The sequence below is a fragment of the Methylomonas sp. MS20 genome, assembly GCF_050275925.1.
In the GTDB taxonomy this organism is placed as follows: Bacteria; Pseudomonadota; Gammaproteobacteria; order Methylococcales; family Methylomonadaceae; genus Methylomonas; species Methylomonas koyamae_A.
Window position 1 is genome coordinate 5328072 of sequence record NZ_CP189962.1, and the last position, 12603, is coordinate 5340674.

Genomic DNA, 12603 nt, shown 5'->3' on the forward strand with positions numbered 1-12603 from the left:
TAAAACTGCAATCAGATAGATAGGCACTTGCCGGACCTCCACTATTTCGACGGACCCGTTGATACCGCATCTCACCTACGGTTGCGGCGACAACCCTGAAAAAAGTATAGACAGCAATTACCTTGACAACCATGACGGAAAGAATAATTTGTCATGGCTATCGCATTGCCAACAGTAATTTTGTGGCGAAATGGGGATATTTGAAATATTGCGCGACAAGACCCCGCTATTTTTTATAGCTGTGAAACAATAACCAGATTAACTAGAATCCTTACACCTTAATCCAACAAACCTTACGTTATGAATGCTTTGCCAGAAAAAACCTGTTCGATCGATAAACTGATCCGTCACCCAAAATTGATTGCCTCCGCACTGGCCGGACATAAAACCCAGCAACGCCGAGACGGCCTATATGCCTATCCCGGAGAGAGATTTTTTTTGGAAGGGATCGAGTTCGAGATTATCGGCGTGGATCGCCAACGCCTCGGAGATATGACCGATGCCGACGCTGACGCCGAAGGCTATCCGGATTTAGCAAGCTACAAGACAGTGATTTTAAGCATGCATGCCGGCATGCAATGGAACGAGGACGGCTTGGTTTGGGTTCACCGCTTCAGCCGTCGCCTGGAATAACGATGCCTTTCTCGGCGAGTTCGGTCAACATCCTCGCGCCAAACTCCAAAACCGAGGTGCGATCGAGCTGCGGGAACTCTTCACCGAGTTTATCCAGGCAGGCTCGCCCCGGCATTGCGCCGCATTCGTCCAAGATTTGCAAGGCTCGAATTGTTAACGGCGTGGTTTTCAGAAAATGCACGTCGTCATCGATATCGCGGTAAACAATCAAACATGTCGGCTGATCGCCCGGCATTTCCGGTAGAAACGCCGGAGAAATAGCTTGTACTGGAAATTGGTAAAGCAAGGGCCAAGCCAGTGGCGACAGCCGGACGACGCGATTCAGCGAATCGGTTATAAAGTCGGCATCCCCAATCGTGGCTTGCTCTTGGGCGATCGACAACGCCATTTCCACCCATTCGTAATGAGCTAACTCCAGTAGGAAAGGGTAATCCGCTGGGTTATCCCGTTGGTTTTGCAGATAATCGAGAAACTCTTCGGCGATTTGCGAAAAGTATGGCGTTCGGCACGGGTGACGGGCATAAAAATCCTCGGCCATCTCCCGCCATTGCTGGTCGGTCAGCACGGTTTTCAAAACCGGGAAGTTGCTTGCTAAGAAGCTGTCAATATTGTTGAAGAACAATTCGCGGTACATCGCCATCCTGCCCGAATCGACGTCAGCCGGCGGCCGGTTGGCTAGGGGCGCGCGAATATAGCCGGCAAACTCGCGTTGTGTGGTCGAAAAGTCGACCACCATCAGGCAACCTGCTTACGGCTATCCATCAACCAATGCTGTTGGATTTGGCTGATCGTATCAACTTCCCCCAACAATTCGGTCAACGGCGGCAGATTGAAATCGCGTTCTAGCAGGGTCGGAAATACGCCGAACCAGTCATAGGCCTTATTCAGCAATCCCCAAACCGGGTCTACCACGGGGGCGCCGTGCGTATCGACTAGAAAATCCTCGGCTTCGACGTAGTGCCCGGCGATGTGAGCATACGCAATCCGTTCCGCCGGCATCGCCCGCAAGAATGCCTCGGGATCGTAGCCGTGGTTAACGCTGTTGACGTAGATATTGTTGATGTCGATCAACACGTCGCAATCGGCCTCGGCGACCACGGCGTTAAAGAAGTCGATCTCGGCCATTTCCTGGCCCGGCGCGGCGTAGTAGGAAATATTTTCGATGGCGATGCGCTGCTCCAGAATATCCTGAACCCTGCGAATCCGCCCCGCGACATGCCTGACCGCAGCTTCGGTGAACGGTATCGGCATCAAATCGTATAAGTGCCCGCCATCGCTACAATAACTCAGATGCTCGCTGTAAAATTTGATGCGGTGCAGACGCAAAAACCCTTTCAAATCGCGAACAAATTGCTCGTCCAAGGGATCGCTGCTACCGATCGACAGCGATAAACCGTGACAAACAAAAGGGTAGCGCTCGGTCAGCGCTCGAAATTGCTTGCCATATTTGCCGCCGATCGGCATCCAGTTTTCCGGCGCGACCTCATAAAAACCGACATTGGTCGGCGGTGCATTCAGGATTTCACCAATAAAGCCGCGCCGCAATCCCAGGCCGGCGCCATGCACGAGATTGCGAACGCTGTCCATACCTTATTCCTCCGGCTTGTGCGTGGATCGCCAAAACAACACCAATCCAATCGCCACGAGCACGCCCAGAATATACATTTCGTATTTTTTGACTTGGCCCATGATGGATTCGGCAAACTGACCAAAGGTGTAACCTAAATATCCAACCGCTATCGCCCAAATCGCCGCGCCAAGAAAATTCAGCGCGAAGAACTTCAACGGATGGATCTTGCTGGCCCCGATCACAAACGGCGTGACGTTACGCACGCCGTATAAAAACCGGAAACCCAATATGACCGGTATCTGATGCTTGTGCAGCAACTCAAACACTTTGTCGGTCTTGCTGTGCCAGAGCGGCCGCTTCTCCAGAAAGGCGATACCTTTCCAGCGCCCCAGATAGAAAAAAGTCTGGTCCCCGGCAAACGTGCCGAGAAAAGCCGTCAGCATCACCCATTGCAACTCCAAATAACCACCGTGGGCCAGAAAGCCGGCTATCACGAGAATGGTTTCCCCTTCCAAATAGGTACCGATGAATAGCGCGAGATAACCGTAGTCGATAACGAGCTGCTGTAAATCCTGAAAATCCATAATGAGGGTCTATACGGTCATACCAAGAATTAATGGCCGGCCGCTTTATCGGCGTCCACTTTGCCGCCGCAACTACCTTCGCCACCCTTCATCATCGCTCCACAGGAACCGTCTCCACCTTTACCACCTTGCATCATCGCTCCGCAACTGCCTTCGGACGACTTTTTATCCTTATCATTGTCATGATTCATGCCGCCCATCATCATGCCGCACGCCCCATCCTTGCCTTTCATCATCGCTCCGCAGGAATGTTCCATGCCGGGTTTCATTTTGCCGCCCTGCATCATCCCACCGCACATGCCTTCGCCGCAGGAACCCTCAGTTTTTTTAGGTTCGGCTTTTTTGGCACCTTTTACGACTTTTTGGCCGTTGCTATCCATCGCATTCGAACCGCAAGCACCTTCGCTGATTCTGCCGTTGGAATGGCTAGGATGAGTTTCGGCCAACTGCATGTAACCGCCATCCATTTCCGTCAGCGAAAAGGGATTGGCATCGGCTTGGACATTGACGGCCAAACTGGACAAAACGGCGGTACCCATCGCGGCGACCAGCGGAGATTTGTTGAATTTTTTCATACTGTTATCCTCTCGTTGAATTTTTATAATAATTTTGGTCGGCAACCCGAAACCGTTGCTACGACCGATGTACAACCGTATTCGTTCATTCTGATTATTGCATACTCAGGTTAAATTCTTGTCTTTAAATTCGCACAGGTCGGCGATGCAACAAGCCTCGCAACGCGGTTTTCTGGCCACGCAAATATAACGGCCATGCAAGATCAGTAAATGGTGGGCATCTTTCTTGAAAAGCTTGGGTACGGTCTTGTCCAATTGCTTCTCCACCGTCAATACATTTCCGCCCGCCGCCAAGCCGGTCCGATTAGCAACCCGGAAGATATGGGTATCCACCGCGATCGTCGGTTCACCGAAGGCCGTGTTCAAAATCACGTTCGCGGTTTTGCGGCCAACGCCGGCCAAGGCTTCCAGCGCCGCCCGGTCGCGAGGCACCTCGCCGCCGTGCTTTTCGATCAAAGTCTGACAAAGTTTTATGACATTTGCCGCCTTGCTGTTGAATAAGCCTATGGTCTTGATGTGTTCCTTCAGCCCCACTTCGCCTAACGCCAGAATCGCTTGCGGCGTATTCGCGACCGGAAATAATTTCGCGGTAGCCTTGTTGACGCCTTTGTCGGTGGCCTGAGCCGATAGCACCACCGCCACCAACAATTCGAACGGCGTCGTGTAGTTTAACTCGGTAGTGGGCTCGGGGATGGCTTCGGCCAATCGCTGAAAGATCGCCAGACGCTTGGAAGTATTCATGACAGTTGAAGATCGGTTTAAATATGAACCATTCGGTAACCTAGAGAGTCACTGCTAGGCATCCAGTTCGGATGCATTGGAACTACTTTCGGGGGATTTATGAATAAAATAATCACGTTAGCCATCAGCACCCTATTGTTCGCCGCGACCGGCGCCTTCGCCGAAGAGCATGCCGCGACAGCTTTAGAACACGCCAACCAAGCAGTGGTCCACGGTAAGGCCGGCCACGCGTCCGTCTTGGTCGAACATGCCGAAGCCGCGCTACCTCACGCCAAAAAAGGCGAAGAAGTCGCCAAGGGTGAGGCCAAAACCCACTTAAGCGCCGGCGTCAAGTCGCTGGAAAGCGCCATCGAACACGGCAAACTAGGCCACACCGATATGGCAACCAAAGCCGCCGAGGAAGCGGTCGAACACATCAAGGCCGGCAACAAATAAGCGTCAATCAAGCAAAACCAGAGCGGAAATGTCCGCTGCTTAAAACCTCGCCAAACGGCCCCGGCCTAATGCGGCCGGGGCTACTCGACTAAACCGAAACGGTTCCCGCGATATGCGGGTGCGCCCGGTAATCGACCAGCTCGAAGTCCTCGAACGCGTAATCGAAAATTGACGCCGGCCGGCGTTTAAACTTGAGCAGGGGTGGCGGCAGCGGCTCGCGGCTAAGTTGCAACGCGACCTGTTCGAAATGATTGCGATAAATATGCACGTCGCCGAAGGACATAATCAATTCGCCGAGCTGCAAATCGCACTGCTGGGCCAGCATCCCGGTCAATAACGCCACGCTGGCTTGATTGTACGGCACTCCCAAAAAGCAATCGGCGCTACGTTGCGTCATCATGCACGACAATCGGCCGTTAGCGACATAAAACTGATACAGCACATGGCAGGGCGGTAAGGCCATCCGGCCGGCGGCGGCATTTTCACGCGGACCGACCGACTCGTCGGGCAAATGGGCCACGTTCCAACCGCTGATTATATGACGGCGCGAATCCGGCTTTTGCCGCAAACCGTCGACCAATACTTGAATTTGATCGAATTCGCGGCCGTCCGGCCCCGGCCAACGCCGCCATTGCGCGCCATAAACCGGCCCAAGCTCGCCCTCGGCGGTCGCCCATTCGTCCCAAATCGTTACGCCGTGCTCGCGCAAGTAGTGGATATTGGTATCCCCGCGCAAAAACCACAGCAATTCGTAAGCGATCGATTTGAAATGCAGTTTCTTGGTGGTCAGCAACGGAAATCCATCGCTGAGATCGTAGCGGATCTGCCGACCGAATACCGAGCGGGTGCCGGTGCCGGTGCGGTCACTTTTGTCGAGGCCGTTATCCATGATATCGGCGAGCAGTTCCAGATAGGCTTTCATAGTCGGTTAACGCAAAATTGCCGGGCAGTATACCTGACGACCGGTAATCCGCGAGCGGCAACCTTTAATTCAACTTTGTAAGATTTCAGGCTCCCACTTACCGGAGGCTATCGTTCCGGTATGGATTGCCGGCCCCGTTAGAGCGCGGAGCGAATCTAGCCGCCATGGATGATTCGAAGCTCGCCATCCATGGCACTGGATACCTGCGCTTCCCGGCGGGTATGACGGAATCTGACAAATTAGAATTAAGCGTTTAGGCTTTTAACCGCCACCGCCGTCTTTGCCAAGCGCTCGCCCAACACCCAGCACAAACGCTTTTCGTGCTCGGTCAAACCGTTGTCGCTCTCGGCGCAGCGGCTCGGCCCGTAAGGCGTGCCGCCGCTGACGGTTTCGCGCAGGGCGATTTCGTTGCAAGGCATGCTCATGACCAGCATGCCGTGGTGCATCAACGGCAACATCATCGACAGTAATGTACTTTCCTGACCGCCGTGCATGCTGCCTGCCGATGTAAACACCCCGGCCGGTTTCCCCGACAACGCACCGGTAAACCAAAGCGCCGTGGTACCGTCCCAAAAATACTTGAGCGCCGCCGCCATATTGCCGAAATGGGTCGGACTGCCCAGCGCCAAGCCATCGCAGCTCTCCAAGTCTTGCTGGGTCGCGTAGGGTGCGCCGCTATCGGGAATACTGTCGGCCACTTTCTCGCACACCGCCGAAACTTCCGGCACTGTCCGTAACACGGCTTCCGCGCCGGCCACCGACTCGATGCCGCGGGCAATCTGCCTAGCCATCGCCGCGGTACCTCCGTCGCGGCTGTAATACAAAACCAGAATATTCGCCATCGCGCCGCCGTTACAATATCGCCAGTACGGCTTCCGGCGGCCGACCGATCGCCGCCTTGCCGTCTTTCAGAACGATAGGCCGTTCAATCAATTTCGGGATGCGAACCATCACCTCGATCAAGGCTTCGTCGCTCAACGACGGGTCGCCCAAACCATTATCTTTATATTCCGGCTCCTTAGTCCGCATCAAATCGCGCGGCTTGATGCCCAGTTTGCCGAGAATATCGCGCAATTCGCCGGCCGTCGGCGGCGTCTTCAAATATTCAATGACATCCGGCGCAATCCCTTTGGATTCCAACAGTTTCAAGGTGTCGCGGGACTTGCCGCAACGCGGGTTATGGTAAATCTTGACGCTCATGCTTGGCACCTTTCCGAGATCGGGTTGCGGCTATAATAGCACCCTTCGTTTTCCCGTTAAGCCCCAGATCACCATGCAATTACCCAATTATTCCGCCGCCCGCGTCCTGGTGGCCGGCGACCTGATGCTGGACCGTTACTGGCATGGCGCCACTTCGCGTATCTCTCCGGAAGCGCCGGTACCGGTGGTCCACGTCAATCTCGACGAACAGCGGGCCGGCGGCGCCGGCAACGTGGCCTTAAATGTCGCCGCGCTGGGCGCCAAAGTCTCGTTATTGGGTTTTACCGGCGAGGACGAAGCCGCCGGCGCCTTAAAGCAATTGCTGCAAGCCGCCCACGTGCTGTGCCTGTTTCAAACCGTGCCCGGCTATCCGACCATTACCAAACTGCGGGTGATGAGCCGTCATCAGCAATTGATCAGGCTGGACTTCGAAGACGGCTTTCATGCCGTCGATAGCGATCCTCTGCTCCACCTATATCACGCGGAATTGATGCAGTCGCAGGTGGCCGTGCTATCCGACTACGGTAAGGGTACGCTAAACCGGGTTCAACAATTCATCGCGTTAGCCAGACAACTGAAAAAACCGGTCTTGGTCGATCCGAAGGGCAACGACTTCTCGATCTACCGGGATGCGACGTTGATTACCCCCAACCTCGGCGAATTCGAAGCCGTGGTCGGCCGCTGCGCCGACGAAGCCCAAATCGTCGAGCGCGGCCTCAATCTGATTACCGACCTAGGCCTGGATGCCCTGCTGGTTACCCGCGGCGAGCACGGCATGAGCTTGCTTGGCAAGAACGAAGCGCCGCTGCACCTGCCCACCCACGCCCGCGAGGTGTTCGACGTCACCGGTGCCGGCGATACCGTCATCTCGGTATTGGCCGCGAGCCTGGCCGCCAAAAAACCGTTGGCCGAGGCCACGCAACTGGCCAATATCGGGGCCGGTATCGTGGTCGGCAAACTGGGCACCGCCACCGTCAATACTTCGGAATTGGCCGACGCGCTACACGGCCCGCGCGCCCACCAAAAAGGCGTACTCAGCCTGCCGGCCTTGTTGCAAGAACGGTCGGCGGCGCGGCAAAACGGCGAAAAAATCGTCGCCACCAACGGCTGCTTCGACATCCTGCATCCCGGCCACGTCCGCTACCTGCAACAAGCCAAAACCCTCGGCGACCGTTTGGTGGTATTGGTCAACAGCGACGCCTCGGTGCAACGCCTGAAAGGTCCCGAGCGTCCGGTCAACGGCCTGGCACACCGGATGGAAATGCTGGCGGCGCTGGACTGCGTTGACTGGGTCGTGGAGTTTGACCAAGACACCCCCAAGGAAGTCATCGATCAATTACTGCCCGACATCCTAGTCAAGGGCGGCGACTACACCGACATCACCAGCATCGCCGGCCACGAAAGCGTACTGGCCAACGGCGGCGAAGTGAAGATTCTGTCATTTATCGAAGGGCATTCGACGACGGGGATTATTCAGACGATTAAGGATAAAGCCGGCAGCTAGCGCATGCGGTCAATAAAATGCAATACAATGTATGTATCCAGACAAGGACATTATGATTACGTTTGGACGCGAGAAAAATGAATTGCTGAAGCAAAGCCGAGGTATCTGCTTTGAAGATATTATCGCGGCCATCAATGCCGGAAACATACTGGATGTGTTCGATCATCCCGATCAAGTACAGTATCCGCAGCAAAAAATCTATGTGGTTGAGGCGCTTGATTATGTTTATCTGGTGCCGTTTTTACAGAACGAAGACGGCATTTTTCTTAAAACCATCATTCCAAGTCGCAAAGCCAAAAAACGTTACAAAGGAGGAAACCATGTTCGATGACGAAGAAATGTCGATATTAACCGCATTGGAAAATGACCAACTGGTACGCAGCATCAATGCGGATGAAGAAATTGCCTTGGCAAAACAGGCGGCTAAAGAATATCTGTCTAAATCGAAAAATGTCACTATTCGCCTGAGTTTGGGCGACGTGACATTGATTAAAAATCGCGCGCAAGATGTTGGTATCCCTTACCAAACGCTGATTTCTTCATTAGTCCATCAATATGCTACCGGCAAAATTCGGTTGGAAACATAACAAGTTTAGCCGGTTCCGTAATGATCCGCTCGTCAAAATCCGCGAGGTAAAAATTTTGTCGTATATAGATCAGCATTCGAATATAAAACGGCAAATTTTTCACAAGTAGCAACCGAAATTTGTTTAGAAGTCGTAACGACCTAGGAAGGCATGCTGGAAAACGTTCTGCATAACCTGATTGAGCCGCATCGTGGCGAAGATCGGAGTTAATGCGGTTGTTATACGACTTTACCCGCACCGCTAACAATCTTTTCCCATGCTTTCAGTGCATACTCTAGATATTTAAAAGCGTCACCGAGTTTTTTGCCATCCTCGCCGAGCACTATCATTTCTAAATTCACGAATTTAGGATTGGTGACCATCACATTCAAGTCATAAGCTCCGATGCACAGCGAGCCAATTGCTTTCTGTGGGACTTGATATCTTAATACTCCGAGCTGCGGTGATTTCCCTGAACGAGATGTAAATCGTGGATTTTGATCAAGACCTCCATGCTTTAGAGCATTTGCTAAATCAGCACATATACATAGATATGGATCTGCATTTACTTTATTCTCTACCCAATCCTTGCTCTTTCCGCGTTTAACAACATATTTCTTTACATAATCTTTAAGATTCCAAAGCCATATAAACATGGATGAAATATCATCTTCTAATTCTTCAGGAGACTTAACTCCATGAATAGATATGTAATGCGTTTCGCCATTTTCTAGAGTAAAAGGCCAGCCGGTTCCATCACCTTGTTTTTCGTGAAGCCTTTTTCTAAACCTATCGGCACGCCCAATTAGCTTTTCTAATTCGGAATACTCCACGAAATTTCCTTTGCCGTATAACGCATAGCTCAGCGGCGGAGCGTTAGCGGAGTCCGTTGGAGCGTTGCGTCAGGTGTGGTCGTAAAATAATTTAGAGTTCTGTTGAAGAGCGTGTAGCATTCCAGCCATGCTTGCTATTTTCTTGCCTTCAATAGCAAATGAATCATGGCAAACATTCTTTGGAATAAATAATCAAAGTGGTCGCCTGAATTAATTGGTGTTTGATTTAACTCAGTATGCCTAATATAAAAGTTGTTGCCAATATTAGTTAATTGAGCACCTTCTTTATCAAGTAGTTCTTTAAATTTAGGTTCGCTGGAAGCTTTATCAAATAAAAGTTGAATTGAATTCACCTTATTCGATGGGTTTTCCATTGTTTTAAGACGCTCCCACGCACCCCATAATTTTTCCAAAGCTTCACGCCTTAATGTTGGATTAGGGTCAGGACTTAAATATTTTTCTTTTGCTTGCTCAAGCAATTCATTAAGTTCAGCATTGCCTGTATCAAAAAATGATTGCAAAGATTCTTGAAATACAAATGGAATTAAACGAATAACCTGTCCATTTTCTTTTAATTCATAAGCAAGCCCATGCCGTTTAAAAAGCTCATTAATGTATTTACGAAACTCTTTTTGTCCTTTTTCATGATCATAAACATAATGATCGTGATTCCAACAGCTACCATTACCAGTTGATGTTGGTTTTGCAACGTATTTATAACAAAACTCAATCAGGTCTAATACCTTTAATTTTTCTTTATAGAAATTAATATAATCGTAATCTTTTGTACCTATATCTGAAATAAGAGCATTATCAAAGGCTGTTCTATTTATGCCAGATATATCCTGATGATAGCCGCACCTTGCAGGAAAGGCTTCTCCGAAAGCGTTATTTTCGATTAATTTATGTATGATTGAAACTAATCCCAGATAAGCGCGCTCTGTTATTTCTTCTTCGACTTGTGGTGGAAGCCCTGTTTCTCGTTCACTAAAATATAAATTTATTTCCATCATAAAAATCAATAATTAACTGGGTCAATTGCGAACACCTAACAAGTAATTAGATAGCTTCCGTATACCCACCGACATATGGCCTTCAAGTCGATAACTTAATGTTCGGCATATAATTTTTCTTTCTGTATATCATCGGCGGATCTCCGCTATGTCGAATATTGCTAACGTCTATGCTATTGAATCAGACAACGCAATGGCCTGCAATGCGTCGATTTGTTACCAAATTCCGACAAGCTACTCTCAGGCGCTTTATCTTGGCAAATTGCTTTAAAATGCTTGGAAAACACATCCTTTCTGACGACACCGACTACCCGGAATCATGGAAATACTGAAAGACCGCCTCCACCAATACTGGCTCCTGGCCCGCTTCGACAAACCCATCGGTATTTTTATTTTGCTGTGGCCGACACTGTGGGCCTTGTGGATTGCCGGGAACGGCAAGCCGGATTTGTTGGTGTTGATCGTATTTACGTTGGGGGTGGTGTTAATGCGCGCCGCCGGCTGCGTGATCAATGATTATGCCGACAGGGATTTCGATCCGCATGTCGATAGAACCAAGCTCAGGCCCATCGCCGCCGGCAAGGTAACCCCTAAGGAAGCGCTGATCGTGTTCGCGGTATTGTGCCTGACCGCTTTCGGCTTGGTGTTGCTAATGAACTGGTACACCATAGCCCTGTCCTTCATCGGCGCGTTTTTGGCGGCCAGTTATCCGTTCATGAAGCGCTTTACCCATTTGCCGCAGGCTTATCTGGGCGCGGCGTTCGGTTTCGCGGTGCCGATGGCGTTCGCGGCGCAGACCAACGATATTCCACTGCACGGCTGGGTACTGTACTTGGCGGTCCTACTGTGGGCCTTGGTCTACGACACCATGTACGCGATGGTCGATATCGACGACGATTTGAAAATCGGCGTCAAATCCACGGCTATCCTGTTCGGTAAACGGGTGAGGGAGATTACCGGCGGCTTGCAAATCGTCATCTTGAGTCTGCTAACCTGGATAGGCAGCGACCAAAATCTGGCTTGGCCGTATTTCGCTGGTCTAACGGTGGCTGCAGGTCTTGCGATCTATCAGCAAAAGCTGATTTTTTATTTTCACAAGCCGGACTGCTTCAAGGCGTTTTTGAACAATAATTGGTTTGGGCTGGCGGTATTTGCCGGCTTGGTTTTGGCCTATCTGGTGTAAGTGTGGCGAAGTGACGGCTATCTCGGCTTCGACTCCGCTCGGCCAACGGTTAGTTTTAAAACTCAGTCTTCCGCTACTCCTGACATCCAATGAACCCGATCTCGCCCGATATTCTGCTTTCGTATTGGTCCACGCCGCAGATCGAAGTCAACGTCGTGATTTTGATGAACATCGTCGGCGCGCTATTGCTGGGCATGGTGGTCGGTTACGAGCGCTCGTTTCACGGCCGCGCCGCCGGCATGCGCACCTACGGCTTAGTATGCATGGCGTCGGCGGCCCTGACCATCATCGTCGGCTACCCGCATTACTGGTTCGGCGGCTTGCAACCGTTGACGCCGGCCGCCGATCCGACTCGGGTGATACAAGGCATCGTCACCGGCATCGGCTTTCTGGGCGCCGGCGTGATTATGAAGGAAGGCTTGAACATCAGCGGCCTGACCACTGCGGCATCGATTTGGGCCTCGTCGGCCATCGGCATCCTGTGCGGGTCCGGCTTTTATTTTGCCGCCATCGTTCTGACGCTGATCGCCTCGGTGACGATGATCTGGGGCGGCCATATCGAAAATATCCTGCCCTCCCGGCATTCCGCGTCGGTGCAACTGACATTCCGTCCCGGCCAGATTCCCAGCGAGCAACAGGTTCGGGAGCTTGCCGCCGGTCTGGGTTACCGAATCGCCGACGGTGCCACTGCCATCGTTCACGACGGCGAGCACACCGAATGGCATTTGGTGTTTATCGCAACTTCCGAGCGGCCGGTATCGATTCCGGCGCTGTCGGCCGGCCTACAAGCCAGCTCGCTGGTCGCGGGTCACAAAGTGGCGTTTGCCCGCAACTGAGCCGCGAG

The 12603-nt window shown here is 51.9% G+C and carries 17 protein-coding genes; 7 read left to right on the top strand and 10 right to left on the bottom strand.

Annotated elements, in window-relative coordinates:
* The first annotated feature begins 300 nt into the window (after positions 1-300).
* Complete coding sequence (locus ACQE3D_RS23750; RefSeq protein WP_064023985.1) at positions 301-633, top strand: ASCH domain-containing protein; 333 nt, start codon at positions 301-303, stop codon at positions 631-633.
* Here ACQE3D_RS23750 and ACQE3D_RS23755 read toward each other — a convergent pair.
* The 5 genes from ACQE3D_RS23755 to nth form a co-directional block, all read right to left on the bottom strand.
* Positions 614-1369: an HvfC family RiPP maturation protein gene (locus ACQE3D_RS23755; RefSeq protein ID WP_313731040.1), complete on the bottom strand. Its 756-nt coding sequence runs from the start codon at positions 1367-1369 to the stop codon at positions 614-616. The two genes, ACQE3D_RS23750 and ACQE3D_RS23755, sit on opposite strands and share 20 nt — an antisense overlap.
* A complete protein-coding gene (locus ACQE3D_RS23760; protein ID WP_313731038.1) occupies positions 1369-2220 on the bottom strand; it encodes an HvfB family MNIO-type RiPP peptide maturase in 852 nt (283 codons plus the stop codon). The genes ACQE3D_RS23755 and ACQE3D_RS23760 overlap by 1 nt, the downstream gene beginning before the upstream one ends.
* Before the next feature lie 3 nt (positions 2221-2223).
* Entirely contained in the window at positions 2224-2787 is a 564-nt protein-coding gene (locus ACQE3D_RS23765) for a DedA family protein (RefSeq protein ID WP_064023988.1), read from the bottom strand.
* A gap of 29 nt (positions 2788-2816) precedes the next feature.
* The gene (locus tag ACQE3D_RS23770) at positions 2817-3362 is read right to left on the bottom strand and encodes a hypothetical protein (RefSeq protein WP_168028499.1); all 546 of its coding nucleotides are present in this window, start codon (positions 3360-3362) and stop codon (positions 2817-2819) included.
* A gap of 105 nt (positions 3363-3467) precedes the next feature.
* A complete protein-coding gene (gene nth / locus ACQE3D_RS23775) occupies positions 3468-4103 on the bottom strand; it encodes an endonuclease III (protein ID WP_313731037.1) in 636 nt (211 codons plus the stop codon).
* Between the two features lie 99 nt (positions 4104-4202).
* Here nth and smbP point away from each other — a divergent pair, with 99 nt between their 5' ends.
* The gene (smbP, locus tag ACQE3D_RS23780; RefSeq protein ID WP_064023990.1) at positions 4203-4538 is read left to right on the top strand and encodes a small metal-binding protein SmbP; all 336 of its coding nucleotides are present in this window, start codon (positions 4203-4205) and stop codon (positions 4536-4538) included.
* A gap of 88 nt (positions 4539-4626) precedes the next feature.
* On the opposite strand, the gene ACQE3D_RS23785 is transcribed toward smbP, so the two are convergent.
* From ACQE3D_RS23785 to arsC, 3 genes are all read right to left on the bottom strand, one after another.
* Positions 4627-5460, bottom strand: coding sequence for a thymidylate synthase (locus tag ACQE3D_RS23785; RefSeq protein ID WP_071160720.1), 834 nt, complete (start codon positions 5458-5460; stop codon positions 4627-4629).
* A 245-nt stretch (positions 5461-5705) separates the two neighbouring features.
* Positions 5706-6302, bottom strand: coding sequence for an NAD(P)H:quinone oxidoreductase (gene wrbA / locus ACQE3D_RS23790; RefSeq protein WP_064023992.1), 597 nt, complete (start codon positions 6300-6302; stop codon positions 5706-5708).
* A 10-nt stretch (positions 6303-6312) separates the two neighbouring features.
* Positions 6313-6660 carry an arsenate reductase (glutaredoxin) gene (gene arsC, locus ACQE3D_RS23795; RefSeq protein ID WP_313731035.1) on the bottom strand — a complete coding sequence of 116 codons (348 nt, stop codon included), beginning with the start codon at positions 6658-6660 and terminating at the stop codon, positions 6313-6315.
* Positions 6661-6733: 73 nt separating this feature from the next.
* Between arsC and hldE the strand changes: the two genes are divergently transcribed.
* The 3 genes from hldE to ACQE3D_RS23810 are packed head-to-tail and all read left to right on the top strand — an operon-like array spanning position 6734 to position 8751.
* Positions 6734-8164, top strand: a complete 1431-nt coding sequence (hldE, locus tag ACQE3D_RS23800) for a bifunctional D-glycero-beta-D-manno-heptose-7-phosphate kinase/D-glycero-beta-D-manno-heptose 1-phosphate adenylyltransferase HldE (protein ID WP_313731034.1) — start codon at positions 6734-6736, stop codon at positions 8162-8164.
* A gap of 31 nt (positions 8165-8195) precedes the next feature.
* Positions 8196-8495, top strand: coding sequence for a toxin (locus ACQE3D_RS23805; protein ID WP_313731032.1), 300 nt, complete (start codon positions 8196-8198; stop codon positions 8493-8495).
* Positions 8485-8751, top strand: coding sequence for an antitoxin (locus tag ACQE3D_RS23810; RefSeq protein ID WP_313731030.1), 267 nt, complete (start codon positions 8485-8487; stop codon positions 8749-8751). Before ACQE3D_RS23805 ends, ACQE3D_RS23810 begins: the two co-directional genes overlap by 11 nt.
* Before the next feature lie 218 nt (positions 8752-8969).
* On the opposite strand, the gene ACQE3D_RS23815 is transcribed toward ACQE3D_RS23810, so the two are convergent.
* Both ACQE3D_RS23815 and ACQE3D_RS23820 read right to left on the bottom strand, forming a co-directional pair.
* Positions 8970-9563, bottom strand: coding sequence for a hypothetical protein (locus ACQE3D_RS23815; protein ID WP_313731029.1), 594 nt, complete (start codon positions 9561-9563; stop codon positions 8970-8972).
* A gap of 134 nt (positions 9564-9697) precedes the next feature.
* Positions 9698-10576 carry an AbiJ-NTD4 domain-containing protein gene (locus ACQE3D_RS23820; protein WP_427551338.1) on the bottom strand — a complete coding sequence of 293 codons (879 nt, stop codon included), beginning with the start codon at positions 10574-10576 and terminating at the stop codon, positions 9698-9700.
* A 319-nt stretch (positions 10577-10895) separates the two neighbouring features.
* Between ACQE3D_RS23820 and ubiA the strand changes: the two genes are divergently transcribed.
* Positions 10896-11759: a 4-hydroxybenzoate octaprenyltransferase gene (ubiA, locus tag ACQE3D_RS23825; RefSeq protein WP_313731027.1), complete on the top strand. Its 864-nt coding sequence runs from the start codon at positions 10896-10898 to the stop codon at positions 11757-11759.
* Between the two features lie 89 nt (positions 11760-11848).
* Entirely contained in the window at positions 11849-12595 is a 747-nt protein-coding gene (locus ACQE3D_RS23830; protein WP_313731025.1) for an MgtC/SapB family protein, read from the top strand.
* Positions 12596-12603 lie beyond the last annotated feature (8 nt).

Excerpts from the sequence above, each read along its gene's own strand:
- ACQE3D_RS23830 (WP_313731025.1), top strand. The coding sequence starts at position 11,849 with ATGAACCCGATCTCGCCCGATATTCTGCTTTCGTATTGGTCCACGCCG.
- ACQE3D_RS23765 (WP_064023988.1), bottom strand. The coding sequence starts at position 2,787 with ATGGATTTTCAGGATTTACAGCAGCTCGTTATCGACTACGGTTATCTC.
- ACQE3D_RS23810 (WP_313731030.1), top strand. The coding sequence starts at position 8,485 with ATGTTCGATGACGAAGAAATGTCGATATTAACCGCATTGGAAAATGAC.
- hldE (WP_313731034.1), top strand. The coding sequence starts at position 6,734 with ATGCAATTACCCAATTATTCCGCCGCCCGCGTCCTGGTGGCCGGCGAC.
- ACQE3D_RS23750 (WP_064023985.1), top strand. The coding sequence starts at position 301 with ATGAATGCTTTGCCAGAAAAAACCTGTTCGATCGATAAACTGATCCGT.
- wrbA (WP_064023992.1), bottom strand. The coding sequence starts at position 6,302 with ATGGCGAATATTCTGGTTTTGTATTACAGCCGCGACGGAGGTACCGCG.
- ubiA (WP_313731027.1), top strand. The coding sequence starts at position 10,896 with ATGGAAATACTGAAAGACCGCCTCCACCAATACTGGCTCCTGGCCCGC.
- ACQE3D_RS23785 (WP_071160720.1), bottom strand. The coding sequence starts at position 5,460 with ATGAAAGCCTATCTGGAACTGCTCGCCGATATCATGGATAACGGCCTC.
- ACQE3D_RS23770 (WP_168028499.1), bottom strand. The coding sequence starts at position 3,362 with ATGAAAAAATTCAACAAATCTCCGCTGGTCGCCGCGATGGGTACCGCC.
- ACQE3D_RS23805 (WP_313731032.1), top strand. The coding sequence starts at position 8,196 with ATGTATCCAGACAAGGACATTATGATTACGTTTGGACGCGAGAAAAAT.
- ACQE3D_RS23755 (WP_313731040.1), bottom strand. The coding sequence starts at position 1,369 with ATGGTGGTCGACTTTTCGACCACACAACGCGAGTTTGCCGGCTATATT.
- nth (WP_313731037.1), bottom strand. The coding sequence starts at position 4,103 with ATGAATACTTCCAAGCGTCTGGCGATCTTTCAGCGATTGGCCGAAGCC.
- ACQE3D_RS23760 (WP_313731038.1), bottom strand. The coding sequence starts at position 2,220 with ATGGACAGCGTTCGCAATCTCGTGCATGGCGCCGGCCTGGGATTGCGG.
- ACQE3D_RS23820 (WP_427551338.1), bottom strand. The coding sequence starts at position 10,576 with ATGATGGAAATAAATTTATATTTTAGTGAACGAGAAACAGGGCTTCCA.
- arsC (WP_313731035.1), bottom strand. The coding sequence starts at position 6,660 with ATGAGCGTCAAGATTTACCATAACCCGCGTTGCGGCAAGTCCCGCGAC.
- smbP (WP_064023990.1), top strand. The coding sequence starts at position 4,203 with ATGAATAAAATAATCACGTTAGCCATCAGCACCCTATTGTTCGCCGCG.